Below are 24685 nucleotides of genomic sequence, written 5' to 3' on the forward strand. Positions count from 1 at the left end.
TTCCTGTCGGTGGCGTACCGCCAGCCTAGGGGCCCGGCGCCGGGCCCGCCGCTGCGACTGGCCCCGCCGGTCCCACCGCCCCCCCCCTGCCGCCGCCCGCTCCGCAGGAGTTTTTCCCGGCACACCCGTTGACACCCCCGGCGCAGTTCCGGTTGAGTTCACGCATCGCGCGAGCTGTTAAAGCGGTTTAAACAACTGATAACAGCTCATAGCGCGCAAGCTTCAACGCTCCACCGGACGGACGGACTTGAGGGCATGGCGGCAGCACGGGAGAGACGGCCCACGATCGCGGACGTGGCGAGGCTCGCCGGGGTCTCCCCCAGCGCCGTCTCCTTCGCGCTCAACGGCCGTCCCGGCCTGGCCGAGGCGACCAAGTCCCGCATCCTGGCCGCCGCGGCCGAACTCGGCTGGCGCCCCAGCCGTCCCGCGCAGGCGCTCTCACAGGGCCGGGCGGGCGCGCTCGGCCTGGTGCTGTCGAGGGAGACGGACGCGATCGGGGCCGATCCCTTCTTCCCCGCCTTCATCGCGGGCGTGGAATCGGTGCTCTCGCCGCGCGGCGACTCGCTCGTGCTGCATGTGACGAACCCCGCCGACGAGGCTGCCGCCTACCACCGCCTCGCGGCCGACCGCCGCGTCGACGGCGTGCTGCTCACCGACATGCGTGTGGACGATCCGCGCCCGGAGCTCACCACCGGAATCGGGCTGCCCGCCGTGGTGGTCGGCGATCCGGGCTGCGCGGGCGGTCTGTGCGCGGTGAGCCTGGACGACAAGCCGGCCTTCGCCGCGGCCGTCGCGCGCCTGGCGGAGCTCGGCCACCGCCGCATCGCGCATGTGGCGGGGCCGCGGGAGTTCCGGCACTCGCGGCGCCGTCAGGAGTCCTGGGAACAGGCCGTACGTGCAGCCGGGCTGACGCCGGGGCCCGTGCTGCCGGGCGGCTTCACCGCCGACGGCGGAGCCGCCGCGACGCGCGAACTGATGGCGCTCGGCAGCGAGGAGCGGCCCACGGCGATCGTCTTCGCGAACGACCTGTCGGCGACGGCAGGTCTGGCCGTGGCGCACCAACTGGGCCTGTCCGTACCGGAGGACCTCTCCGTCGTCGGCTACGACGACACCCCGCTCGCCGCCTACACGCACCCGCCGCTGGCCTCCGCACGCGCCGACGCCCTCGGCTGGGGCGCCGCGGCGGCCCGCGCGCTCGACGAGGTCATCGCGCAAGGGCGTGCCGACGACGTCGAACTCGCCCCCGCCCAGCTGCTGCCGCGTGCCTCGATGGGGCCCGCGCCGGATCCGGCCCGTAGCACCACGTCCGGTCCCGGCAGCACCACCGTCCGGCCGCAGCGGCAGCCGCAGCCGCAGCCGCAGGGGCAGTCGCAGCACGAGCCGACGACGGAACCGACGCCGGAACCGACAGTACGGAGAGAACCTTGAGGAGGAAGACCGGAGCGGTCCTGCTGGCGCTCGCCCTGACGGGCGTGAGCACGGGATGCGCCCGCACCGCGCCAGACAGCACCGCCGCGGCCTCGGCACGCGGTCCCATCACGGTGTGGCTGTCCAACAACGCCCAGGAGGTCGCCTGGGGCGAGAAGATGGTCGCCGAGTGGAACGCGAAGCACCCCCGGCAGCGGATCAAGGCGCAGCAGATACCGGCGGGCAAGACCTCCGAGGAGGCGCTGAGCGCGTCCATCGTCGCCGGCAACAGCGCATGCCTGGTCTTCAACACCTCACCGGCGTCCGTGCCGCAGTTCCAGAAGCAGGCGGGCCTCGTCCCGCTCGACGACTTCCCCGGCGGCGAGAAGTACGTCACCGAGCGCACGGGCGAACGTGCCGCTCAATACCGCAGCGAGGACGGGAGGTTCTACCAGCTGCCCTGGAAGAGCAACCCGGTGATGATCCTCTACAACAAGAAGCTCTTCAAGAAGGCCGGCCTGGACCCGGAGAATCCGGAGCTGTCGACTCACGAGGAGTTCCTGGACAGTTCGCGCAAGATCGTGCGCAGCGGCGCGGCGAAGTCGGCGATCTGGCCGGCACCCAGCTCCGAGTTCTTCCAGGCGTGGTTCGACTTCTATCCGTCCTTCATCGCGGAGTCGGGCGGCAAGCAGCTCGTGAAGGACGGGAAGCCGCAGTTCGACACTCCGGCGGGCCGCCGCGTCGTGAACTTCTGGCGCTCCGTCTACCGCGAGAAGCTGGCGCAGCCCGAGCTCTTCCCCGGTGACGCGATGGCGGCCGGCAAGACGGCGATGACGATCGCCGGGCCCTGGGCGGTCGCGATGTACAAGGACAGCATCGACTGGGGCGTGGCGCCGGTACCGACCTCGAAGGGGCTGCCGGCGTCGAAGACGCACACCTTCTCCGACGAGAAGTCGGTGTCGATGTTCAGCGCCTGCAGGAACCGGGCCACGGCCTGGGACGTACTGAAGTTCGCGACGTCGAAGAAGCAGGACCGCGCCTTGCTCGACGCGACGGGCCAGATGCCGATGCGTCCGGACCTGCTGGGCACGTACGAGCGGTGGTTCGAGAAGAACCCCGCCTACCGGGAGTTCGGCGACCAGGCGGACCGCATCGTCGAGGTGCCGAGCGTCGCCGGTTCCGTCGACGTGTGGCAGGCGCTGCGGGACCGCTGGACGGCGTCCGTCGTCTTCGGCCGCGAAGAGCCGGAGCCCGCGCTGCGCGACGCCTCCGGTGAGATCTCCGAACTCCTCGACGAATACTGACGATTGCCGAGGTTCCGATGAGTGTCCCCCTCATGTCGCGTGCCGGCGGCCGCGATCCGCAAGGCCACGGGCGGAAAGGTCCTGGGCGATACGGTCCGCACGGCCGGCCCGGGCGCGGTCCACACGGCCGCGGCCCGCGCGGGAGCAGGCCGCCGCTCGGCGCGCTGTTCGTCACGCCGTACGCGCTCTTCCTGGTCGTCGTCTTCGCCGTGCCGCTCGGCTACACGGTCTGGATGTCCTTCCACCGCTTCTACTTCACCGCTCCCGGCACGGACGTGGACGCCCCGTGGGTCGGACTGAGCAACTACCAGGCGGTTTTCACCGATCCGGTGGTGCTGCGCTCGTTCTTCAACATCGCGGTGTTCCTCGTCATCAACATCCCCCTGACCGTCGTGCTCTCGCTCGTGCTCGCGTCGGCACTCAACTCCCGTCTGCCGCTGCGCTCCTTCTTCCGGGCCGCCTACTACCTGCCGTACATCACGGCGAGCGTCGCGCTGGTGGCGGTGTGGGGCTACATCTTCGGCACCGACGGGCTCCTCAACCACGCCCTCGGCGGCCTGGCACCGGACCCCTCGTGGCTGGTCAACTCCACGCTCGCGATGCCGGTGGTGGCCGTCTTCGTCACGTGGACGAATCTGGGGTTCTTCGTGATGCTCTACCTCGCCGCGCTGCAGGGCGTGCCCCGGGAGCTGTACGAGGCGGCGGGCGTCGACGGCGCGGGGCGGGTGCGGACCTTCCTGACGGTGACCGTGCCGGGCGTGCGCCACGCGACCACCCTCGTCACGGTGCTGGCCGTCATCAAGGGGTCCAACCTCTTCACGGAGCCCTATCTGCTCACCGGCGGGGGCGGCCCGGACCACGCCTCCGCCTCACCGGTGCTGATCCTCTACCAGAAGGGCATCGAGCAGGCGCATCCGGACTTCGCGGCGGCGCTGGGTGTCGTACTGGTGCTGGTCGTGGTGTCGCTGTCCCTCATCGCGCGCAAGTTCACCGAGCGGAAGGAGGTCTGAGCTGTGAACGCAGGCCGCGTCTCCGGGGGTTGGTGGCTGCGGATGGTGGTGCTCGTGCTGGGCGCCGTCGTCTTCCTCTTCCCCTTCGCGTACATGTTCACCGCGTCTCTGCAGAAGCAGACGACCGGCGACCTCGGGTCGGTGATTCCGGGCCCCGGCAGCAGCGGAACGCAGAACTACGAAGCCGTCAACGGGGCCATCTCGCTGGGCCGTTCGCTCTTCAACTCCGGCGTCTTCACCATCGGGGTGCTGCTGTGCACCCTCGTGATGGGTGTGCTCGCCGGGTACGGTCTGGCCCGGCTGCACTTCCGCGGGCGCGGCACGGTCTTCGCCGCCCTTCTGCTCGTGCAGACCATCCCGTTCCAGCTGCTGATGCTGCCGCTGTACGTGCTGGTGGTGCGGGACTACGGGCTGGGCGACAGCTACTTGGGGATGATCCTTCCCTTCGCGGTCAACTCCACGGCGGTGTTCCTCTTCCGCCAGTTCTTCCTGCAGCTTCCCGCCGAACTCTTCGAGGCCGCCCGCATCGACGGAGCGGGCGAGCTGCGCATCCTGTGGCGCGTCGCTCTGCCGATGGCCCGGCCCGCGCTGCTGGCGGGCACCCTGATCGCCTTCATCGGCCCCTGGAACGAGTTCCTCTGGCCGTTCCTGGTGACCAAGGAAGCCGGCATGCAGCCGCTCGCCGTCGCGCTGGCGGGATTCATGAGCAATCTGCGCGGCACCGTCGAGAACCCGATGGGCGCCGTGATGGCCGGGGCGTGCGTGCTGGCCGTCCCCGCCGTGGTGCTCTTCCTTCTCTTCCAGCGCCACTTCACCCAGACGAACATCGACTCCGGAACAAAGGGCTGATCCCACAGTGCACGACCGCTCCACAGACACCGCCTCCGCCCGCATCCCGTACCGCCTCGTGCGCGAGGGCGTCGTGATGTCGCCCTCCCCCGGCGACCCGCTGGAGGCGGAGGGCGTGCTCAACCCCGCGTCCGGACGCACCGAGGACGGCGCCCTGCATCTGCTGCCCCGCCTCGTCGCCGAGGGCAACGTCTCCCGCGTCGGCCTCGCCGAGGTGAACCTGAGCGGAGGAGTGCCCACGGGCGTCACCCGGCGCGGAGTCGTCCTCGCACCCGACGCCGGCTGGGAGCGCGGCAAGAACAACGCGGGCGTGGAGGACCCGCGGGTCACATGGATACCGAGCCTCGGGCAGTACGTGATGAGTTACGTCGCCTACGGCCCGCTCGGTCCCAGGGCGGCCCTCGCCGTCTCGGCGGACCTGCGGAACTGGCGCCGGATCGGCCCCCTCCAGTTCGCCTACCAGCCGGACCTCGACACCGACCTCAACCTCTTCCCCAACAAGGACGTGGTGCACTTCCCCGTGCCGGTGCCCGGCCCCGACGGTGCGCCCGCGTACGCGATGCTGCACCGGCCCATGTGGGATCTGGGCTGGTTCCGTCCCGGCGAGGGCGTCCACCTTCCGGCCGGCGTCACCGACGAGCGGCCCGGCATCTGGATCAGTTACGTGCCGGTCGCCGAGGCCGAGGCGGACATCACCGCGCTGACCAGGCCTCGCGACCACCGTCTGGTCGCGCTGTCCGAACACCCCTGGGAGAGCCTGAAGATCGGCGCGGGTCCGGCCCCCGTCCAGGTCGAGGAGGGGTGGCTGCTGATCCATCACGGCGTCTCCGGGCGGATGGACGAACCGTTCGTGGAGCAGCAGCAACACGTCAGTTACGCGGCGGGCGCGATGATCCTCGACCCGGCCGACCCGTCCAGGGTGCTGGCGCGCTCCGCGGAACCGCTGATGGCGCCGGAGACGGAAGAGGAACGCTCCGGCACCGTCCCCAACGTCGTCTTCCCGACGGCCGTCGAGGAGATCGACGGCGTCCGGTACGTCTTCTACGGCATGGCGGACGCGCACATCGGCGTCGCCCGGCTGGAGAGGACGGGCTGACACCGCGGTCCGCGGAATCGCGGACCCGGGCGCCCAGGTCCGCCGGGCGCGCCCGGGCCGAGGACATCCGGGTCCGCCGGGCACGCCCGGGACGCGCGCTCACCGCCGCCTTGCGCCACGGTGGAAGATGACGGCACGGCGAGGCAAGGCGAGCAGAGACAAGGCACTGCGAGGAGGGGCACCCGTGGACCCGCTCACGGCACTGGACCGGATCGCTTTCCTGCTGGAACGCGCGCAGGCCCCCACCTACCGGGTGCGGGCCTTCCGTACCGCCTCGGAGGTGCTCGCGGGCCTGGACCCGCAGGAGGTCGAACGGCGTGCGGCCACGAGCGGCGCACTGGAGTCACTCAAAGGTGTGGGACCGAAGACCGCGCAGGTCGTACGGGAGGCGCTGCGGGGGGATGTCCCCGGCTACCTCGCGAAGGTGGAGGCGGACGCGGAGTCCGAGCCGGAGGCGACCACCGTGGACGATGCGCCCGTCACGGAGGAGGCACGGCGCCTGCGCGCGGCGCTGCGCGGCGACTGCCACATGCACTCCGACTGGTCGGACGGCGGCAGCCCCATCGGGACGATGGCACGTACGGCCGCCGAACTCGGCCACGATTGGGCGGTGCTGACCGACCATTCGCCCCGTCTGACGGTGGCCCGCGGCCTGAGCGCCGAGCGGCTCCGGGAGCAGCTGGACGTGGTGGCGGAGGTCCGCGAGGAGGTCGCGCCGTTCCGGCTGCTCACGGGCATCGAGTGCGACATCCTTCTCGACGGGTCGCTGGACCAGGACGAGGAGCTGCTGGCCCGCCTCGACCTGGTCGTGGCGTCGGTGCACTCCAAACTGCGGATGCCCGCGGCGGAGATGACGCGGCGCATGGTCGCCGCCGTCCGTAATCCGCTGGTCGATGTGCTGGGGCACTGCACGGGCAGGCTGCGCTCCAGCCGCCCCGAGTCCCAGTTCGACGCGGAGGCGGTCTTTGCGGCGTGCGCGGAGTCGGACACCGCCGTGGAGATCAACTGCCGCCCGGAACGGCTCGATCCGCCGCGTCGCCTGCTGCGGCAGGCAGTGGACGCCGGGGTGTACTTCTCCATCGACACCGACGCGCACGCGCCGGGCCAGCTGGCCTGGCAGATCAACGGGTGCGTACGTGCGTCGGAGTGCGGCGTGCCCGCGGAGCGCGTCATCACCACATGGACGGCCCCGGAACTGCTGAGCTGGGCACACGGATCGCGCGGCGCGTGACCGCACCCATGTTCACAGGAGGACGACGGTGCCCGAGCCCGACCAGGGACAGCCTGAGCAGGGACAGCCTCAGCGGGGAAAGGGCCTGCCACCGGTGACCATCCGCGTCGGCGACGCGGAACTGGTGATCCGTCAGCGCTACGCCGTCGCGAGCATCGCCAACGACCTTCTCGTCGCTGTGTGGTTCCTCGTCGGCAGCGTCATGTTCTTCTCCCCGGACTGGCAGACGGCGGGCACCTGGTGCTTCGTCTTCGGCAGTGTGGAGCTGCTGATCAGGCCGGTGATCCGGCTGACCCGTCAGGTACATCTGCAGCGCATGCACGGAGGGAACTACGCCGCGGAGGAGACCTCGCAGGACTTCTGACCACGCTCCCGGAGATACGTCCCGGGACGGCCGTAAGCGGGCCCGCCCCCGTACGGGGGTGCACCTGGCCACACCCCCGCCCCTGCGGCGGACACCCCTGGTGAGAGGCGTGCTGCGCGGCTGTCGGCACCCTCCCCCGCGGCGGGAGGCTTCAGTGCATGACGACACCGGCGACTCAGACGACAGCGAGACCGACAGCGACACCGGAACCGGAACCGGAACCCGCACAGGCCCCGGCACAGGCAGCAGACACGCACACGCCCCCACCACGCACCGGCCGGCAGGGCAGCGACTTCGCGCGGCTGTACGCGCGGATCGAGGAGGCCGGCCTGATGCGGCGCCGTCCCGGCTACTACGCCCTCCGGCTGACGCTGGTGGGCCTGGCGTTCGCGGCCGGCTGGGCCGCGTTCTTCGCACTCGGCGAGAGCTGGTGGCAGCTCGCGGTCGCGGGCTTCCTCGGGCTGGTCTTCGGTCAGCTCGCCCTGGCCGCCCACGACCTCGCGCACCGTCAGGTATTCAGCAGGCGCGGGCCGAGCGAGACCGGCGGCCGCATCGTCGGCAACCTCGGCATAGGAATGTCGTACGGCTGGTGGATGAACAAGCACACCCGGCACCACGCCAACCCCAACCACGAGGAACTCGACCCGGACGTGCGGCCGGACATCCTCATCTGGTCCCAGGACCAGGCGCGCGCCGCGAAAGGGCTGCCGCGCTTCATCGGACGCCACCAGGCGGTGCTCTTCTTCCCGCTGCTCACTCTGGAGGGCTTCAACCTCCACGTCTCCGGTGTCCGCGCCCTGCGCGAGGCGCACATGAAGCGACGCGGGCTGGAGGCGCTACTGCTCTTCACGCACCTGGGGGCGTATCTCGCGGCGCTCTTCCTCGTGCTGCCGCCGGGAATGGCGTTCGCGTTCCTCTTCGTCCACCAGGCCGTCTTCGGCGTCTACCTCGGCTCGGTCTTCGCCCCGAACCACAAGGGCATGCCCACGCTCACCGGCGACGACCGGCCGGACTTCCTGCGCCGACAGGTCCTCACCTCCCGCAACGTACGGGGCGGCCCGCTGACCGACTTCATGATGGGCGGTCTCAACCACCAGATCGAGCACCACCTCTTCCCGAGCATGCCCTCGCCGCATCTGCGCCAGGCCCGCGTCATCGTCCGGGACTACTGCGCCGAACTGGGCATCGGCTACCACGAGACGGGCCTGATCACCTCATGGCGCGAGGCACTGAGGCACCTCCGCGAGGTCGGCGCCCCCATCCGCGGCTGACCACGCGCACCGGCCGCTCAGACGGGACGGGCCGCCGGGGACTCCCGGTCCGGTGCCGGCGGAACTTCCGGGGCGCCCTCGTCCCGTACGCGCGAGGCCGGTACGGGGGCGACCGCCGTCTCCCGCAGCCAGCGGCGCAGAACCAGATGGACCCGCTCCGCCCCGACCAGTTCCGCTTCGCCGGACGGCACCGACAGTTCAAGCGGCGAGAGCAGGAACGCGTCGTTCTGCTCCCCGCCGAGACCGCCGTGCGAGCCGATCTGCTGCTCGAAGGCGTGGACGGTGCCGCTGTCCGGATCGACCACCGAATTGATCATGATGTCCGGCACGTTACGGAACCCGGCGGTGCGCCGCACGGCAGCCGCGGCGCCCGGTCCGAACGGTGCCAGCGGGTCGGGCCCGCCGGTGATCTCGCCGGTGTCCAGGCGGTGTTCGGCGCCGCCTCCCCCCAGTACGACAGGGCCGTGCTGCTCGCTGTGCAGCAGGAGGAAGCCGATGCCGGGATGGTCGGCGAGCGTGCGCAGCAGCGCGGGGTGCCGCTTGTCGAGCTGCTCCCTGGAAATCCGGCCCGGTACGTCCGGGAAGGAGACGAGCCCGAGGTTGCCGGAGGCCAGCACGACCGGCCCCGAGCTCGTCGACGGCGTCAGCTCCTCGCTCTGCGGCCCGCTTTCCGGCCTGTGCAGCGCGGCGCGCGCCGCGGCCCGCGCCTCCGCGCCGCTGGGCGTGCGGCCCACACGGCGCGAGACGGGCAGCCCGCAACCGGCCCGTACGAGGTCCTCCAGCGTCAGCCCGTAGGCGGCGCGGAAGGTCTGCCCCGCGCTCTGCCCGTGGTCGGAGAGCAGGACGATGCGGTACGGGCGCGGCGCGCGCCGCGCCGCCTTCGCGATCAGCGCCACCGATCTGTCGAGCCGGCGCAGCACCTTCTTCGCGTCCGTGCCCCGCGGTCCGGAGTGGTGAGCCACCTCGTCGTAGGCCACGAGGTCGGCGAAGACGGAGCTGCGGCCGCTGAAGATGTCGCCGAGCACGGCGGCCACCACCACGTCGCGCTGTACGACGGTGGCGAAGGCACGGATCAGCGGATACAGCCCGCCGCGCCGCACCCGCGGCCGGTCGCCGCGCAGCCGCGACCGCGTCGACTGGATGAGTTCCCGCACCAGCTCCGCGACGAACGAGACTGCCGTACGGGTGGCGTTGGCCGGGTCGGAGAAGTAGGCGACGTAACCCGCGCGGGAGCGGTTCTCACGGCCGCGTCGTGCGGCGACCGCCACCACGAGGGCGACCTGGCCGGCGCCGCCGCTGAAGAGGTTGCCGCGGCTGGCGCCGTCCAGGGCGAGCAGCCCGCGGTCTCCGGTCTCCTCGACGGCGCGGCGCTGGAGTTCGGCGGCTCCGGACGGGCGGTTGCTGACCAGCACCTCCCCGGACTCCTTCTCGTACCAGCGGAAGGCGGGCACGTCCTTGTTGCTGCCGTGCAGGATGCCGAGCTGGCTGGCGCCGGTCTGGGACGGCCAGTCGGTGCGCCAGCGGGTCAGCCGGTGCGTGGCGCCGTACATCGCGGCGACGGTCGGCATCAGCGCCGGCTCGCCGCCGGCACCGCCGGTGACGGCCTCGCGCAGCAGCCCGTGGCCGACGCCGTCGAGCTGCAGGAAGACCGTGCCCGGTGTGCGCGGCGCCGGGCCCAGCCCTTCGCGGCGACGCCGGCGGTCGGCGAGACGGGCCAGGCGGCGGCGGTAGGCGCCGTCGTCCCGTACCGCCAGGGCCGTGCTCGTGGCGGAGGACGCGGCTGACATGGCCGCGGCGACAACCACGGCCGTGCCGGGCTCGGCCGAGCCGCTCCCGTACGGCACCAGGGAGAGCGCGAGCCACAGCAGCGAGCCGTTGAGGAAGAAGACGAGCGTGCCCAGCACCAGAGCGGGCACCAGCAGCAGAGCCCGTACGAGCACGGGCCACACCACCGCGCCGAGCAGACCGAAGACACCGGCTCCTATGGCGGCGGTCGTGGCGACGAAGGTGGCGCTGTCGCCGTCCGGCGACTGGAGCCGGAAGTCGGGGAGGATGCCCGCGAGAACCAGCAGCGTGAGGGTGCTCACCGCCCACACCGCCAGCACCCGTAGCACTGTGGCGCCGAAGGACCGCCAGTGCCTCGGCAGAGCCCCCGGCAGGGCAGGGGTGAAGACCCGCAGCCGCATCCTGACTCCCAACTCCTCCCGGCTCCGCTCGCGCACTCGGAGACACGAGAACCCACCCGATGCGCGGGATATTCTCCAATTCTCCATGTTGCGCCCGGCTCGTGACACAGCGCCCGTCCCGTCCCGGTGCGCCGGGCGCATACGCTCGAAGCACAGGCCCGGCGGAGGGGGTGCCCGCGGCGGCGAGTACACGCGGCCGGTACAAGCAGTCAGCAGGGGCCGTCCGCACAGGCAGGGAGGAGCACACGTGCCGGTGGAGGTCACATGGTGGGGGCATGCCACAGCCACGGTGCGGGACTCCGGTGTGACGGTCCTGACCGACCCGTTGCTGGTGCGGCGCATGGCTCACCTGCGCAGGCGCCGCGGACCGCTGCCGCCGCCCTCGGCCGCCCTCGCCGACATGGTGCTCGTCTCCCATCTGCACGCCGATCATCTGCACCTCGGCTCGCTCGCCCTGCTGTCGCCCGGCACCCGCGTCGTGGTGCCCCGCGGAGCGCTGCGGGCGGTGCCGCGGCTGCGGCGGCTGGCACCGGTGCTGCGCTTCCACGAGGTCGCCGCCGGGGAGTGCGTCACCGAGCGGGACGTGACGGTGCGTGCGGTGCCCGCTGCCCACGACGGACGGCGGCTGCCGTACGGGCCGCACCGCGCAGCCGCGCTCGGATACGTGGTGGAGGGCGCCGCCCGTACGTACTTCGCCGGTGACACCGGTCTCTTCGACGGCATGGCGGAGGCCGTCGGGCCAGTCGACCTGGCGCTGCTGCCGGTCGGCGGCTGGGGCCCGTGGCTGGGCGAGGAGCACCTGGACGCGGAGCGCGCCGCGCAGGCCCTGGTGCGGCTGCGCCCGCGCACGGCGGTGCCCGTGCACTACGGGACGTACTGGCCGATCGGCATGGACGCGGTACGGCCGCACGAATTCCACGCGCCCGGCGACGAGTTCATGCGGAAGGCCGGGGCGATGGCGCCCGGCGTCACCGTGCACCGGCTCGCGCACGGCGAGAGCGTGACGCTGGAGGCGGCCTGATGTTCCTCGAGCAGCTCGGTGCGGTGGCGGGCGTGGCGGGCACGTCGGGAGTGGCGGGCGTCACCGGCACCGGTGCGGGCGCGGTGATACCGCCGGAGTCCACGCAGCAGGCCGTCACCTACCCGTCCCTGTTCCTGCTGGTGGTGCTGGGCTCGCTGGTCCCGGTGGTGCCGACCGGCGCCCTCGTCAGCGGGGCCGCGGTGGTGGCCCTGCACCAGAGCCTGCCGGGGCTGGGCCTGGGGGCGGTCTTCGTCGTGGGAGCGGCCGCGGCGTTCCTGGGGGACGTCACGCTGTACTGGCTCGGCAGGCGCGGAATCGATTCGCGGAGCGGATCGCGCTGGCTGGAGCGGCTGCGGGAGCACGCACCGCCGGAACGGCTCCGTCAGGCCCAGGACAAGCTCCGGGAACACGAGGTGGCGGTACTGATCGTCTCGCGGCTCATACCGGCGGGACGCATACCCGTCATGCTCGCCTGCCTGCTCGCGCGGATGCGGTTGCGCGAATTCGTACGGGGCAATCTGCCCGCCTGCCTCGTCTGGACCGTCGCCTACCAGCTCGTCGGGCTGCTCAGCGGCTCCGTCTTCCCCGAACCGTGGGAAGGGATCGCGGCGGCGGTGGGGCTCACCGTGATCATCAGCGTGGCGCCGACGGCCTGGCGCCGGTTCCGCACGAGTGGACCGGCCTGACCGGCTCGACCGACCTCACCGGCCTGACCGGCTCCCCCGCCTCCGTTCACCCGCCCAGTACGCGTGAGGCGCCCACCGGGAGGTCCCACAGGTCGCCGCGCGCCCGTCCCGCCGCGGCCCACGCCGCACGTACGCGCTCCAGGGGTGCCAGCGGCGGCTCGGCCGAGAGCAGGAACGTCGCGTAGTGCATGGGCGCCATGGCACGCGCCCCCAGGTCGGCACAGGCGCGCACGGCCTCCTCGGGGCAGGTGTGCACCGGCTTCAGCATCCAGCGCGGCTCGTAGGCGCCGACCGGCAGCAGCGCGAGGTCGATGCCGGGGCAGCGGCGGCCGATCTCCGCGAACCAGTGGCCGTAGCCGGTGTCGCCCGCGAAGTAGACGCGCTGCCGCCGGGCCTGATGCCCGTTCTGGTGTCCGTTGCGCTGCCCGTTCTGGTGTCGGTTGCGCTGCCCGTTCTGCTGTCCGTTCTGGTGTCCGTTCGGCTCTCCGTCGTGCCCGTGGCCGCGTTCCGGGCCCGTGAGCACCCAGCCGCCCCACAGGGAACGGCAGGTGTCCGTCAGCGTCCTGCGGGACCAGTGGTGGGCGGGCACGAACTCGAAGCGGACGCTGCCGGTCCCGTCCCGCGCGGGCAGCTCCGCCGCCTCCCACCAGTCCAGCTCCGTCACGCTCGTGAAGCCCCGCCTGCGGCACCAGCGGCCCAGCCCGGCGGGGACGAACAGGTGGGTGCGGCGCGGGAGCCTGCGGAGAGTGGGGGCGTCCAGGTGGTCGTAGTGGTTGTGCGAGATGACCACGGCGTCGACGGGCGGCAGGTCCGGCCAGGCCACACCCGGGGGCGTGACGCGGGCGGGCGTGCCGAGGATGCGGCGTGACCACACCGGGTCGGTGAGCACCGTCAGGCCGCCGATGCGGACGACCCAGCTGGCGTGCCCCGCCCATGTCACGGAGACGGTGCCGGGACGGGCTACGGGCACCGGGCCGGGCTCGTACGGCAGCCGCGCGATGCCGCTCAGCGCCTGTGGTGCGGGCCGCATCGCCCCCTCGCGCGCGGCCCGCACCAGTGCGCGAACGTCGGGAAGCGGCGCGGTCAGCCGGGCGGCGAAGCTGCGCGGCCAGAACCGTCTGGCGCCGACAGGACACAGCACCGGGGGCTCGGGAGGCCGGTACCCGGGGCCCGGCTCCCCGGACGTCCCGCCCGCACGTCCGACATCCGTAGGTTCGACATCCGTAGGTTCGCGACCCGCACCTTCGACATCCGCAGGGTCGCGGTCCATAGGTTCGCGAACCGCACGCTCGCGATCCGCACGGCCGCGCCCGGCCGCCGGCCGGCGCGGGCTCAACTTCGTCGTGCTCTCCGTGTCCTGATCGGGCAGCGTCCGTTCCGGTTCCACAGTCACTCCCGGAGGGCCGTCAGTTCGGCAAGGGCAGATTTCACCGAGTCCAGTACCCGGCTCGCTCCGGGCGATGCCGGAGTCACGGGCGGCTCCGAGCCGGTGAGAAGCCCGGTGGACAACCGCACCCGCAGCGCCTTCGGATCGTCGCCGAGACGGTGTCCGCCGCACACGTACGGGCCGAACATCCGCACCAACTGTGCCTCCAGGCCCTCCGAGTCGCGTACGCCGCGGGCGTCGAGACGCGGCCGTACGGGTTCGAAGTCGGCGTAGACGTGCCGCCCGACGCGCGGCGGGCGGCACAGCGCTCCGGCTGCGGTGACGGCGTGGTGCAGTTCGGTGAGGAACGCGCCGTACGCGCGTGCGGTGCCGGTGCGGCGGGTCCGCAGCGGCTCCGGCTCGGTGAGCGCGTCGGCGACGGCGGCGTCGTCCGGGCCGGTGAGCCCGGTGCGCAGCACCGTCAGCACCTCTCGTACGGACTCGGCGAGACCGCGTCCGCGTCCGCTGTCCGGGAAGCGGGCGATCCCGGCGCCACGGCCCTGCGGCAGCAGCGTCTCGCCGAGCTCCACGAGCACGACGACCGCGTCGGACTCCCGGCCTCCGTGGACCATCTGGGCGGGACTGACGACGACCGTGCTGTGCGGTGCGTGCGACGTGTCGCGCCAGGTCTCGTCGCTGACGATCAGCAGTCCCTCGTCCCCCGCCGCCTCCGTCACCTCGTGCAGCAGCTCGGGCGGCACAGCCGTACCGGTGCAGTCGTCGGCGACGGAGAGCACCAGAACCCGCGGTTCGTGCCCGTCGGCCCGTACACGGCGCACCGTCTCGCGCAGCGCCACCGGGTCGGGCACTCCCCCGCACTCGGCCGGTACGGGGACGGTGTGCAGCGGGCGTCCCAGCAGCCGGGCCGGCCACGCGTACCAGGGGTCGGCGGGTCTCGGCGTCAGAACGGCGCCGGTGCCGGCCGCGGCGAGCACGGCGAAGAGGGCGAGTGCGGCTCCGGGCGCGGCGACGACCTGCTCCGGGCAGGTGTCCATACCGCGGCGCTGCCAGTAACCGCAGGCGGCGACGGCGCTGGCGGTGCGGCCCTGCCGGTAGCTGTCGCCGCGCCGGTGTCTGTCGCTGCCCTCCATAGCTCACGCCTCCGCCGTCGGGCCGCCGTCCGCCGACGGCTGACAGAATCTGCCGTTTGTCATTTGTCCTCTGTCATCGGCTGTCTGTCACCCGTCAGGGCACTAATCGGACAAATGCACAACGCGTCCAGCTTCGCAGATGCTTCAGCGGTGCCGTACGACGACACGTACCGCTCAGCGCTGACGCCGCAGCTTCCCCAGCTGCTCCTCGACGCCCCGCCCGCGGTTGCGCACGATCGCCTCCGCGAGCTCGGCCAGCTTGCGGTTGGTCCGCTGGGACAGCACGCGCAGCAGATCGAAGGCCTCCTGGGCGGAGCACCCCTCGCGCCCCATCACGATCCCGCAGGCCTGGTCCACGACCGGCCGCGAGCGCAGCGCGTAGTTGAGCTGCTCGACCTCGGCGAGCGCGTCACGGTATCGGCGGTCCCGGCCCAGCACGCCCGCGGCGAGTTCGGCCAGCTCCCCGCCCTTCTCCTCGACCACACCGGCCAGGCTCTCCGGGCGGAAGGCGTAGACGGACAGGGTCAGCACCGCGCCCTCGTGACGGTAGGGCAGCGTCGCGGACGCACGCAGACCCCGCTGCAGCGCCATGGCCCTGAAGCGCGGCCAGCGCGTCTCGTGCAGCACGTCGCCGGTCAGCACCGGCTCGCCGCTCTCCAGCGCCGACGGCACCGGGCCTTCCTCGGACTCCCACTGGACGGCGACGAGTTCGGCCACGTCGGGATGGGTGACGGCGGCAGCCGTGCCCTCCGGGGAGTCGACGAGCGGATCGCCCGCGGCGTCGGTCAGCGTGACGGCGGCCGCACAGCTGCCGGGGATGCAGGCGACGGCCTGCTCCGCGAGTTCGGTGAAGCCACGGGCGAGGGATATCTCCCCGCCGCGCTCGTCCGCGTCCTCCAGAGGCATCAGGGCGTGAGGAGCGGTGTGAGCCCGGTCGAGGGCGCCAAGCGGATGCGGGTTTTCCACAGGCGTTCGGCTGCCCGGGAACAGGGACGGGAAACTGGCAGATGTGCCCAGACCGGGCAGGCTTCGTGAACATCGCGCAGAGCGCCCCTGGTGGTGCCGCGGCCTGAGGCTCCACGCTAAGTTGACTCGCATGACGGATGTTGAGGACTTCGGCGCCGAACTCGCCGATTTCCGCAGACGCGTCGACGAACTCCAAGCCGCGCGCTCGCTGCCCGAAGGAGAAAGACTTCTCTCCCTCGACGCTGCCCTGTTCGAACTCCGGCACGTCGCCGAAGTGCTGTGGCCACGCTACGAGGAGCTGGCCGCGTCCGGAAGGCGCAGCAGCCGCAGCGAAGGGAACGAACAGCAGCTGCTGCGCTCCCTCTTCCACCGGCTTCCCGTCGCGGTGGTCGTACTGGACAAGGACGCGGTCGTGCGGCGCCTGAACGTCGCGGCGGCTCAGCTCTTCGGCGTACGCGCGGGGTACGCCGCAGGGCGGTCACTCACCGGAGTGCTCACGCATGACGGCCGGCCCGTCCTTCGTACGCAGGTCGCTGCCGTTGCGCGCGACGAGGGTGCCCGGAGCCTGCGGCTGCGGATGCCGCGCCGTCCGGGCGGCGGCCGTACGACCGGTGCCGGGAACGGCGAGGCGGGCGGCGACGGCGACGGCGACGGCGACCGCACCACCGCACGCACCGGGGCCCCCGCCACGGCCCGCACCGCGGACGGAGCCGCTGGGGGTGCACCCGCCGGCTCCGAGGCGGCCGCCCACACGACCCTGCGCGTGACGCTCACCCCGCTCCGCGCGCCGCAGGACCCGGGAAACAGCGTGCTCGCCCTCTTCCAGCCCGTCGTCGACGGCCCGTCGGGGGCAACGCCCGCGAACGTGCCTCCGGTCGAGCCGGGCACCGCGCCCGGACCGGCGCTGGAGGAGATGTCGCGGCACACCGAACTCCTCGATCTCGTCGACGACTTGGCCGCCGAGCTGCTCGCACTGACCGCGGACGGCCCCCGCGAACTCGTGGCGGAACGCGCAGCCTCGGTGCTCCATGAGCGCTTCGCGGACTGGGTCGTCGTCGACATCGGCGACGGCGCGCCGCTGGTGCGCACCGTCGTGCTCGGCCCCGACACGGAGACCCGTGAAGCCCTCACTCAGCAGGACCCCCTCTCGGCACCCCTGGTGAAGGAGGCGCTGGAGCACGGCACGACCACGCTGTGGGCGCGTGCCGAGGACTTGGAGGCCTTCGGCCGGGACGCCACGGGTTCGGCAGTGCTCGTACGTGCCGGGGTCGGCTCGCTGGTCTGCGTACCGCTCTCGCCCGGGCGGAAGCCGGGCACGTCCGGTACGAACGCGGGCGCCGGCCACGGCTCCGGCCACGGCTCGGTGTCCGGCGGCTCCGGTTCCGGTTCCGGTTCCGGCCACGGCCCTGACGCCGGCACGGCGTGCGGGGTGCTGACCCTCTTCCGTACGGGCAGCGGGCGCGTCTTCGAACTCGTCGAGGCCGGCGCCGCGGAGCGCATGGCCCGCCACATCGCGCTGGCTCTGGAGCGGTGACGGGCCGCCGGGCCCCGGGCGTACGCACCGGCACCGGCCGCCCGTCACCCGTCACAGGTCACGCCGTCGAACTGTCAAGCCGTCACGGCGTCACGCCGCAGCGAGCACCGGTTCCTCCTCGCGCTCCCGTTCGATGTCGGCGTCGACCTCACGCTGGAGCTTGTCGCAGGTCCGGCTGATGAGCCGGGAGACGTGCATCTGGGAGATGCCGAGCCGGTCGGCGATGTTCGTCTGCGTCATGTCGCAGAAGAAGCGCAGGTAGAGGATGCGGCGCTCGCGCTCCGGGAGCCGCTCCAGCCGCGGCTTGACGGACTCGCGGTAGACCACGTGGTCGAAGCCGGGCTCGCTGCGGCCGAGCGTGTCCGCGAGGGAGTAGCCGTCGTCCGCGCCGGGCAGCTCCGCGTCGAGGGAGAGGGTGCTGTAGCTCTCCAGCGCCTCCATCCCGATCAGGACGTCCTCCTCGGACATCCGGGCGTGGTCGGCGATCTGCGCGACGGACGGGCTGCGGTCGCCCATGGACAGGCTCAGTTCCCGTCGGCTGATGCGGACGCGGTTGCGCAGTTCCTGCACGCGCCTCGGCACGTGCAGCCCCCACATGTGGTCACGGAAGTGACGCTTGATCTCGCCGACGATCGTGGGCACCGCGAAGCTCTCGAAGGCGCTGCCGCGGTCGGGATCGTAACGTCCCACGGCCTTGACCAGCCCGAGCGAGGCCACCTGTTGCAGATCCTCCAGTGCCTCTCCGCGGTTGCGGAACCGCTGCGCGAGGCGCTCGGCCATCGGCATCCAGGCCCTCACGACCTCCTGCTGGAGCTCTTCCTTCTCCGGCCCTTCGGGGAGCGAGACGATGCGTCGGAAGTCGGCAGCGGTGTCGGGTGCGTCATCGTGCGGGTGACGCGCACGCTTGGTGCGGGTCTGTACGGGAGTCATGGTGCTTTCGACCTCTTCCCAATCCCATCGGTGTACTGCGTCCGAGCGGACACCGCGGGAGAGGCACATGCGGTCGGACCTTGACGGTCCCGAGTGGACTCACAGGTCTCACTCCCGCGGATGTGCCTTCTTGCCGAAGCACTGATGTTTCGCTTGCCCCTGCCTTCCGGCAGCAAACGTTCAACGCCCCGTTCTGCCTTGTGGCTTGTACCACCGCCCGGGTTTCCGGCCCTGTGGCCCGGTAACCCGCCCCGGGCCCCCGCCCCGCAGAAGAGGAGCGCACATCCATGTCCGAGAAGGTTTCCGACTACATCCTGCGCAGGCTGCGCGAGTGGGAGGTCGAGCACGTCTTCGGCTACCCCGGCGACGGCATCAACGGTCTCCTCGCCGCCTGGGAGCGCGCCCGGAACGAGCCCCGCTTCGTCCAGGCGAGGCACGAGGAGATGGCCGCGTTCGCCGCCGTCGGCTACGCCAAGTTCAGCGGCACGCTGGGTGTGTGCACCGCCACGTCGGGTCCGGGCGCGGTCCATCTTCTCAACGGCCTCTACGACGCCAAGCTCGACCACGTTCCCGTCGTGGCGATCGTCGGCCAGACCGCACGCTCCGCCATGGGCGGCTCCTATCAGCAGGAACTCGATCTGCACTCCCTCTTCAAGGACGTCGCCTCGGAGTTCCTGGAGACGGTCACCGTCCCCGAGCAGCTGCCCAACGTCCTGGACCGTGCCATCCGCACCGCCTACGCGCGCCGCGCACCCACAGCCGTCATCGTCCACTCCGACGTGCAGGAGCTCGACTACCGGCCCCCCGGCCACGAGTTCAAGATGGTGCCGTCCAGCCTCGGCAGCAGCGGCTGGCGCACCGAACCCACCGAAGAGGCGCTCGACCATGCCGCCGAAGTGCTCAACTCCGGCAAGAAGGTGGCGATTCTGGCCGGGCAGGGCGCTCGCGGCGCACAGACCGAGTTGCAGCAGGCCGCCGGCATCCTGCAAGCCGGGGTGGCGAAGGCGCTCCTCGGCATGGACGTGCTGCCCGACACCCTGCCGTACGTCACGGGTCCCATCGGACTGCTCGGCAGCCGTCCCAGCTACGAGATGATGCGGGACTGCGACACCTTCCTCACCATCGGGTCGAGCCTGCCCTACAGCCAGTTCCTGCCGCCTTACGGCAAGGCCCGCGCCGTCCAGATCGACCTGGACCCGCACATGGCCGGGATGCGCTACCCGTACGAGGTGAACCTCATCGGCGACGCAGGCTCCACGCTGCGGCGGCTGATGCCCAAGCTCCGCCAGAAGGACGAAGGGACGGAGTGGCAGGAGGAGTTGACGGCCTCCGTCGACCGCTGGAAGGAAGTGATGCGGCGCCGCGCCCAGGTGAGCGCGGACCCGGTCAACCCGGAGTACGTCGCGCACTGCCTCGACCCCCTGCTCCCCGACGACGCGGTCATCACCGCCGACTCCGGCTCGGCGACCAACTGGTACGCACGGCACCTGACGATGCGCGGCAGCATGCGCGGCTCGCTGTCGGGGACGCTGGCGACGATGGGCTGCGCCGTTCCGTACGCGATCGGCGCGAAGTTCGCCCACCCGGACCGGCCCGTCGTCGCGCTGGTCGGCGACGGTGCGATGCAGATGAACGGACTCGCCGAGCTGATCACGATCGCCAAGTACCGGATGTCCTGGGAGGATCCGCGGTTCGTGATCGGAGTGTGGAACAACCGCGACCTCAATCAGGTGACCTGGGAGATGCGCGCCATGAGCGGGTCTCCGCAGTTCGTTCCGTCCCAGTCCCTGCCGGACGTCTCCTACGCCGCCTTCGCCCGCTCGCTCGGCATGACCGGGATCAGGGCCGAGAAGCCGGAGGAGGTGGCGGACGCCTGGCGTGAGGCCCTGGAATCGGGCGGCCCCGCCGTCGTCGAGTTCATGACCGACCCGTCCGTCCCGCCGATCCCGCCGCACGCCGACTGGGACCAGATCGAGGCGACGGCCGCGGCGATCGTCAAGGGCGACAGCGCCCGCAAGTCGGTGGTCAAGCAGGGCATCAAGGCGAAGCTGCAGGACTTCCTGCCGGGCGGCAGGCCTCATCCGGCAGAGGAGCGGAACGGGCGGACCGAGGGCGAGGAGGGCCGGAAGGCCGAGGAGGGCGACGGCGCCAAGGGGAACGCGGACGGCTGACCGACCGGCTCCGCCCGTACGTCCGCCCCCGCCGTTTCAGGGCACGGAACCAGGCGGCGGAGGGGTGTGCGGGCGGGTGTCCGGCGAGATGTGCGGGCAGGCGCGGAGGCCCGCCCGCACACCGCCCGTCACCCCTTCATGTGTTCCGGGCGCGGGCGCCCTCCCGTGTGCGGCCTGGCGTGACCGGGCGTTCCGGGTGCCGCCGCAGATACTCCGCTTCCAGCTCGGTCATCCGGACGCTGTGGGCGGAGAGCGCGTCATCCGGAGCGTGCAGCAGCGTGTCGTGCCGGGTGCGGTGAATGGTCTCCAGTTCCTTGAGCAGGTCCGCGTCGGACAACTGGCGTGGGTCGATTCCCATGGGGCTCCCTCTCGGTGTCGTGTGGTCCGCGACCGTACGGGTACCCGGCCCCGGCAATCCAAGGAGGGAATCAATGGAACTCGGATTCCTCGGTCCGCTCTTCGAGCGCCAGGGCCCTTGGGCGTCGGTCTACTTCGACACCACGACGGCCTCCGAGGACGCCGCCGCCCGTCAGAAGCTGGGCGCCAAGTCGGCGAGCGAACAGCTCAAGGACGAAGGGGCCGACGACGCCACGTGCCACGCCGTGTACGACAGGCTCGTATCGCTGCCCCGGGGGCAGGAACCGCCCGGTCACGCGGTCTTCGCCACACAGGGTGAAGTCGTACTGGAGACGGAATTGACGCTTCCGCCGCCCGGCGGTGGCCCTCTCGTCGCATGGCAGGCGCTTCCCCGCACGGGACCGCTCCTCGAACTCGCCGACAGCGATCCTCTCTGCCTCGTCGCCTACATCGACCGCAAGGGAGCCGAATTCGAGCTGAAGGGCCCCCTCGGCGCGGAGACCGCCGGCCGTGTCACCGGCAGTGACTGGCCCGTGCACCGCACGCCCACGGGCGACTGGTCGGAGCGGCACTTCCAGACGGCGGTCGAGAACACATGGGAGCAGAACGCGGCGGAGATCGCCGAGGATCTGCGTCTCCGCTGGGAGAAGTGCGGCGCGGAAGTGCTCGTACTGGCCGGGGACGCGCGCGAGCGGAACTCCGTCCACGACCGTCTCCCGCCCGACCTGCGTGAACGTACCGTCCAGGCCGAGCACGGCGTACGCGCCGACGCCGCGGCCGAGGGACCGGCCACGAACACCGCGGGCGGCCGCCGGCTGCTGGCGGAAGAGATCGCACGTGCGCGCTCGGACTACGCACGGCGACGTGTCGCCAAGGCGCTGGAGCGCTTCCAGGCGGGACGCGCGCCGAGCGAGGACGGCAGCATCGACGCCGCCGAGGGTGTGCCGGCGCTGGTCGAGGCGGCCCGCGAGCACCGCATCGGTGTGTTGCTCGTACGGCCGGCGGGCGCGGATCTGCGCCGCGAGGTCTGGGCGGGCGGCGAACCGGGCCAGCTCGCGGTGCGCCGCAGCGAAACCCAGTACCTGGGTGCGACAGAGCCGTGGTCGGCGCGCGCCGATGACGCCCTGCTGCGTTCCGTGGCGGCGACGGGTGCCGACGTGCTGTGCGTACGGGACTCCGCCGTCCCCGAAGGCGTGCCGCAGGACCTCCCAGACGGCGGCCTCGGCGCACTGCTGCGCTGGCCGCACGGAGGAGCACCGGAAGGAGGTGGAGCCGGTGGCGGACAACATGCAACGCGGTAGCGACCGCTTGAACGTTCACCGGGACGACGAGGCCAAGCGGGAGATGCAGGGCCGGATCCGGTCCGGGCACCCCACGCGGGCCGAGGAGTGGGACGACCCCGAGCCGGGCGCCGACGACGACCCGGAGGTCACGGAGCGGCCGGTTCCGGTGCTGGACGCGGCCGGCCGGGAGGAGGCGGAGGACGAGGCTCTGCGCTCCGACCTCGCCCGGCACCTCGGCCGCGGCGCGTTCCCCTCGGACCGGGAGGGGCTCAAGCGCGCGCTGACCGACCAGTACGCGCCGGATTCCCTGGTGGAGACCGTACGGGAGCTGCCCAGGGGCGGTGAGACGTACGGGAACGTGCAGGAGGTGATGGCCGCGCTGGGGCGGAAGCCTCAGGCGTGACGCGGGTGTTCCGCGTCCGAGCGGGAGCGGCTCCGGTCCGGGGTGCCCGGGCGGGCCGCTTCTTGCGGCCCGCCTCCTTGCTTGGGAGGTGCTGACGCGCAGGTCAGGCGCCGGGTCACGGGCTCGGGCCACCCCCACGGTCACGGACGGCGAAGGTTTACCGACAACCCGGTCAGAGAAGGCAAAGCTCCATGGCAACGTTCACCGCCCGCGTGGGGCAGAGTCTGCGCACCCTCCGCCGTCAGCGGCTCCTGAGCCGGCCCGGTCCGGCGAAACCGGTGACGGCCGTGCGCCCCGGACGGAGGGCTCCGTTGCCGAACTGGCTGCGGGTTCAACTCCCGGCACAACGCCCGGCACAACGCCCGGGACAACGCCCGGGACAACGCCCGGCACAGCGCCCGGCCCGGCTCCCGGCTCAGCTCCCGGCGGTGTTCCAGGCGCCGTTCTTCCAGCACAAGGGAGGCCCCGGGCCGGCGGCCGGTGCGGCGTCCTGGCGGAACTGGCCCGCGTCCCGTGCCTGGTCCTCGGCGGACCGCCGCGTATTCGAGCTGGTGGCCACCCGCGACTGGCCGCTCCCCGAGCGGGTGCTGCCCCGCCTGAGCCGGAGCGCGAACCACGGACGGCTGTGGCTCGCGGTGGCGGGCGCCATCGCGCTGTCGAACACCCCTCGCGCCCGCCGGAGCGCGGCGCGCGGCCTCGCGTCGCTGGCTGTCGCCTCGGCGACGGTCAACACCCTGGGCAAGCGCTCGGTGCGACGGGACCGTCCGCTGCTGGACGGAGTGCCGCTCATCAGGCAGTTGCACCGTCAGCCCGTGACCACGTCCTTCCCGTCGGGTCATGCCGCGTCCGCCGCGGCCTTCGTCACGGGCGTCGCGCTGGAGTCGCCCCGCTGGGGAGCCGCGGTCGCGCCGCTCGCCGCGGCGGTGGCCTTCTCCCGTGTCTTCACCGGCGTCCACTACCCCAGCGACGTCCTCGTCGGCTCGGCGCTCGGCATCGGCTCGGCCTTCGCGGTCCGGGGCATCGCCCCCACTCGTTCCCAACTGCCCTCCCCGGGGCGCCCGTTGGCACATGCCCCCGCGATGCCGGAGGGATCGGGGCTGGTGCTGGTCGCCAACTCCACGTCCGGGTCGCGTATGGACGACTCCGACCCGGTCGCCGAGCGGACCGGGCCCGCGGAGCCCGAAGAACCGGCGGCCCTGAGCGTCGTGCGGAACATGCTGCCCAAGACGGAGATCATCCCCTGCGACCCGAAGTCCGGCGGTCTGACCGACGCACTGGAGGAGGCCGCCCAGCGGGCCGCGGAGCTGGGCGGCGCCCTCGGTGTCTGCGGCGGTGACGGCACCGTGAACGCCGCAGCGTCCTGCGCCGTACGGGCCGGTGTCCCGCTGGCGGTCCTGCCCGGCGGCACGCACAACCACTTCGCCTTCGACCTGGGAGTCGAGGAGTTCGCCGACACGTGCCGCGCCGTGCAGTCCGGTGACGCGGTCGCTGTGGACGTGGGGCGCTTCACACCCCAGCCGGGGCCCCAGTCGGGGGCCGACGGGGGCGCGCGTCCGGATGCCGAAGTGCCGCAGGAACCGGGGTACTTCCTCAACACCTTCAGCCTCGGCGCCTACCCGGAACTGGTCCGTATCCGCGAACGCTGGGCCCACCGCGTCGGCCCCTGGCCCGCCGGCGTTCTGGCGGCGCTGCAGGTCCTGCGTACGAGCGGACCGGTGGAGGCCGGGCTGGGCGGCAAGGAACGCGACCTGTGGCTGCTCTTCGCCGGCAACTGCGCCTACCGGGTCGGCATGGCACCGGTGAGGCGGCACGACCTCGCCGACGGCATGCTCGACGTCCGCATCGTCAAGGCGGGCCGCTGGGCCCGTACGCGGCTGTTCATAGCTGCTCTCACCAGCGCCGTGGACCGCTCGCCGATGCACAGCTCGACCCGGCTGCGCCGCCTGATGATCACCGACGTCCCGCCGGACACGCACCTGTCGTACGACGGCGAAGTGGCGCCCGCCCCACGGCGGTTGCTGCTCGACAAGCAGCACGAGGCACTGGTCGTCTACCGCCCGCTGGACGTGTGAAGGGCAACTGATCCGCCGCTGCCGGGT

Annotated in this window: 21 protein-coding genes; 15 read left to right on the plus strand and 6 right to left on the minus strand. The window is 72.1% G+C overall.

Annotated features, from left to right (window positions below):
• Nucleotides 1-255 precede the first annotated feature (255 nt).
• The 8 genes from ACSMXX_RS04165 to ACSMXX_RS04200 all read left to right on the plus strand — a co-directional run bounded on the left by ACSMXX_RS04165 (nucleotide 256) and on the right by ACSMXX_RS04200 (nucleotide 8532).
• Nucleotides 256-1428 (plus strand): LacI family DNA-binding transcriptional regulator, encoded by a 1173-nt coding sequence (locus ACSMXX_RS04165; RefSeq protein ID WP_473182678.1) that lies wholly within the window; start codon nucleotides 256-258, stop codon nucleotides 1426-1428.
• A complete protein-coding gene (locus tag ACSMXX_RS04170; RefSeq protein WP_473182679.1) occupies nucleotides 1425-2711 on the plus strand; it encodes an extracellular solute-binding protein in 1287 nt (428 codons plus the stop codon). The genes ACSMXX_RS04165 and ACSMXX_RS04170 overlap by 4 nt, the downstream gene beginning before the upstream one ends.
• A 17-nt stretch (nucleotides 2712-2728) precedes the next feature.
• Nucleotides 2729-3721: a carbohydrate ABC transporter permease gene (locus ACSMXX_RS04175; RefSeq protein ID WP_473182680.1), complete on the plus strand. Its 993-nt coding sequence runs from the start codon at nucleotides 2729-2731 to the stop codon at nucleotides 3719-3721.
• Nucleotides 3722-3763: 42 nt separating this feature from the next.
• Entirely contained in the window at nucleotides 3764-4570 is an 807-nt protein-coding gene (locus ACSMXX_RS04180; protein WP_473184621.1) for a carbohydrate ABC transporter permease, read from the plus strand.
• A 76-nt stretch (nucleotides 4571-4646) separates the two neighbouring features.
• On the plus strand, nucleotides 4647-5666 hold the full coding sequence (locus ACSMXX_RS04185; RefSeq protein ID WP_473184622.1) for a glycoside hydrolase family 130 protein: 1020 nt from the start codon (nucleotides 4647-4649) through the stop codon (nucleotides 5664-5666).
• Nucleotides 5667-5850: 184 nt separating this feature from the next.
• Complete coding sequence (locus ACSMXX_RS04190; protein ID WP_473182681.1) at nucleotides 5851-6897, plus strand: PHP domain-containing protein; 1047 nt, start codon at nucleotides 5851-5853, stop codon at nucleotides 6895-6897.
• Nucleotides 6898-6925: 28 nt separating this feature from the next.
• A complete protein-coding gene (locus tag ACSMXX_RS04195) occupies nucleotides 6926-7261 on the plus strand; it encodes a YrhK family protein (protein ID WP_473182682.1) in 336 nt (111 codons plus the stop codon).
• 158 nt (nucleotides 7262-7419) lie between these two features.
• Complete coding sequence (locus ACSMXX_RS04200) at nucleotides 7420-8532, plus strand: fatty acid desaturase family protein (protein ID WP_473182683.1); 1113 nt, start codon at nucleotides 7420-7422, stop codon at nucleotides 8530-8532.
• Between the two features lie 17 nt (nucleotides 8533-8549).
• Here ACSMXX_RS04200 and ACSMXX_RS04205 read toward each other — a convergent pair whose 3' ends face one another.
• The gene (locus ACSMXX_RS04205) at nucleotides 8550-10718 is read right to left on the minus strand and encodes a phage holin family protein (RefSeq protein ID WP_473184623.1); all 2169 of its coding nucleotides are present in this window, start codon (nucleotides 10716-10718) and stop codon (nucleotides 8550-8552) included.
• A gap of 247 nt (nucleotides 10719-10965) precedes the next feature.
• Between ACSMXX_RS04205 and ACSMXX_RS04210 the strand changes: the two genes are divergently transcribed.
• Nucleotides 10966-11739, plus strand: coding sequence for an MBL fold metallo-hydrolase (locus ACSMXX_RS04210; protein ID WP_473182684.1), 774 nt, complete (start codon nucleotides 10966-10968; stop codon nucleotides 11737-11739).
• Entirely contained in the window at nucleotides 11739-12425 is a 687-nt protein-coding gene (locus tag ACSMXX_RS04215; protein ID WP_473182685.1) for a DedA family protein, read from the plus strand. Before ACSMXX_RS04210 ends, ACSMXX_RS04215 begins: the two co-directional genes overlap by 1 nt.
• A 46-nt stretch (nucleotides 12426-12471) precedes the next feature.
• On the opposite strand, the gene ACSMXX_RS04220 is transcribed toward ACSMXX_RS04215, so the two are convergent.
• From ACSMXX_RS04220 to ACSMXX_RS04230, 3 genes are all read right to left on the minus strand, one after another.
• Nucleotides 12472-13566, minus strand: a complete 1095-nt coding sequence (locus tag ACSMXX_RS04220; RefSeq protein WP_473182686.1) for an MBL fold metallo-hydrolase — start codon at nucleotides 13564-13566, stop codon at nucleotides 12472-12474.
• A gap of 248 nt (nucleotides 13567-13814) precedes the next feature.
• Complete coding sequence (locus ACSMXX_RS04225; RefSeq protein WP_473182687.1) at nucleotides 13815-14942, minus strand: aminotransferase class I/II-fold pyridoxal phosphate-dependent enzyme; 1128 nt, start codon at nucleotides 14940-14942, stop codon at nucleotides 13815-13817.
• 174 nt (nucleotides 14943-15116) lie between these two features.
• Nucleotides 15117-15848, minus strand: coding sequence for a GAF and ANTAR domain-containing protein (locus tag ACSMXX_RS04230; RefSeq protein WP_473182688.1), 732 nt, complete (start codon nucleotides 15846-15848; stop codon nucleotides 15117-15119).
• Between the two features lie 190 nt (nucleotides 15849-16038).
• Here ACSMXX_RS04230 and ACSMXX_RS04235 point away from each other — a divergent pair, with 190 nt between their 5' ends.
• A complete protein-coding gene (locus tag ACSMXX_RS04235) occupies nucleotides 16039-17442 on the plus strand; it encodes a PAS domain-containing protein (protein ID WP_473182689.1) in 1404 nt (467 codons plus the stop codon).
• A gap of 90 nt (nucleotides 17443-17532) precedes the next feature.
• On the opposite strand, the gene ACSMXX_RS04240 is transcribed toward ACSMXX_RS04235, so the two are convergent.
• Entirely contained in the window at nucleotides 17533-18372 is an 840-nt protein-coding gene (locus ACSMXX_RS04240; RefSeq protein WP_473182690.1) for a SigB/SigF/SigG family RNA polymerase sigma factor, read from the minus strand.
• A gap of 287 nt (nucleotides 18373-18659) precedes the next feature.
• Here ACSMXX_RS04240 and ACSMXX_RS04245 point away from each other — a divergent pair, with 287 nt between their 5' ends.
• Nucleotides 18660-20543: a thiamine pyrophosphate-requiring protein gene (locus tag ACSMXX_RS04245; protein WP_473182691.1), complete on the plus strand. Its 1884-nt coding sequence runs from the start codon at nucleotides 18660-18662 to the stop codon at nucleotides 20541-20543.
• A 136-nt stretch (nucleotides 20544-20679) separates the two neighbouring features.
• Here the strand turns inward: ACSMXX_RS04245 and ACSMXX_RS04250 are convergent, their stop codons facing one another.
• Entirely contained in the window at nucleotides 20680-20901 is a 222-nt protein-coding gene (locus ACSMXX_RS04250) for a DUF6158 family protein (RefSeq protein WP_473182692.1), read from the minus strand.
• A 73-nt stretch (nucleotides 20902-20974) separates the two neighbouring features.
• On the opposite strand from ACSMXX_RS04250, the gene ACSMXX_RS04255 reads away from it, so the two are divergent.
• The 3 genes from ACSMXX_RS04255 (at nucleotide 20975) to ACSMXX_RS04265 (ending at nucleotide 24658) form a co-directional block, all read left to right on the plus strand.
• Nucleotides 20975-22201, plus strand: coding sequence for a baeRF2 domain-containing protein (locus ACSMXX_RS04255; RefSeq protein ID WP_473182693.1), 1227 nt, complete (start codon nucleotides 20975-20977; stop codon nucleotides 22199-22201).
• The gene (locus tag ACSMXX_RS04260; RefSeq protein WP_473184624.1) at nucleotides 22188-22586 is read left to right on the plus strand and encodes a DUF2795 domain-containing protein; all 399 of its coding nucleotides are present in this window, start codon (nucleotides 22188-22190) and stop codon (nucleotides 22584-22586) included. Before ACSMXX_RS04255 ends, ACSMXX_RS04260 begins: the two co-directional genes overlap by 14 nt.
• A gap of 428 nt (nucleotides 22587-23014) precedes the next feature.
• Entirely contained in the window at nucleotides 23015-24658 is a 1644-nt protein-coding gene (locus tag ACSMXX_RS04265; RefSeq protein ID WP_473182694.1) for a phosphatase PAP2 family protein, read from the plus strand.
• Nucleotides 24659-24685: the final 27 nt, after the last annotated feature.

The sequence above is a fragment of the Streptomyces sp. DSM 116795 genome, assembly GCF_055792905.1.

Excerpts from the sequence above, each read along its gene's own strand:
- ACSMXX_RS04225 (WP_473182687.1), bottom strand. The coding sequence starts at position 14,942 with ATGGAGGGCAGCGACAGACACCGGCGCGGCGACAGCTACCGGCAGGGC.
- ACSMXX_RS04180 (WP_473184621.1), top strand. The coding sequence starts at position 3,764 with ATGGTGGTGCTCGTGCTGGGCGCCGTCGTCTTCCTCTTCCCCTTCGCG.
- ACSMXX_RS04230 (WP_473182688.1), bottom strand. The coding sequence starts at position 15,848 with ATGCCTCTGGAGGACGCGGACGAGCGCGGCGGGGAGATATCCCTCGCC.
- ACSMXX_RS04235 (WP_473182689.1), top strand. The coding sequence starts at position 16,039 with ATGACGGATGTTGAGGACTTCGGCGCCGAACTCGCCGATTTCCGCAGA.
- ACSMXX_RS04260 (WP_473184624.1), top strand. The coding sequence starts at position 22,188 with ATGCAACGCGGTAGCGACCGCTTGAACGTTCACCGGGACGACGAGGCC.
- ACSMXX_RS04175 (WP_473182680.1), top strand. The coding sequence starts at position 2,729 with ATGAGTGTCCCCCTCATGTCGCGTGCCGGCGGCCGCGATCCGCAAGGC.
- ACSMXX_RS04165 (WP_473182678.1), top strand. The coding sequence starts at position 256 with ATGGCGGCAGCACGGGAGAGACGGCCCACGATCGCGGACGTGGCGAGG.
- ACSMXX_RS04245 (WP_473182691.1), top strand. The coding sequence starts at position 18,660 with ATGTCCGAGAAGGTTTCCGACTACATCCTGCGCAGGCTGCGCGAGTGG.
- ACSMXX_RS04200 (WP_473182683.1), top strand. The coding sequence starts at position 7,420 with ATGACGACACCGGCGACTCAGACGACAGCGAGACCGACAGCGACACCG.
- ACSMXX_RS04215 (WP_473182685.1), top strand. The coding sequence starts at position 11,739 with ATGTTCCTCGAGCAGCTCGGTGCGGTGGCGGGCGTGGCGGGCACGTCG.
- ACSMXX_RS04205 (WP_473184623.1), bottom strand. The coding sequence starts at position 10,718 with ATGCGGCTGCGGGTCTTCACCCCTGCCCTGCCGGGGGCTCTGCCGAGG.
- ACSMXX_RS04185 (WP_473184622.1), top strand. The coding sequence starts at position 4,647 with ATGTCGCCCTCCCCCGGCGACCCGCTGGAGGCGGAGGGCGTGCTCAAC.
- ACSMXX_RS04255 (WP_473182693.1), top strand. The coding sequence starts at position 20,975 with ATGGAACTCGGATTCCTCGGTCCGCTCTTCGAGCGCCAGGGCCCTTGG.
- ACSMXX_RS04250 (WP_473182692.1), bottom strand. The coding sequence starts at position 20,901 with ATGGGAATCGACCCACGCCAGTTGTCCGACGCGGACCTGCTCAAGGAA.
- ACSMXX_RS04240 (WP_473182690.1), bottom strand. The coding sequence starts at position 18,372 with ATGACTCCCGTACAGACCCGCACCAAGCGTGCGCGTCACCCGCACGAT.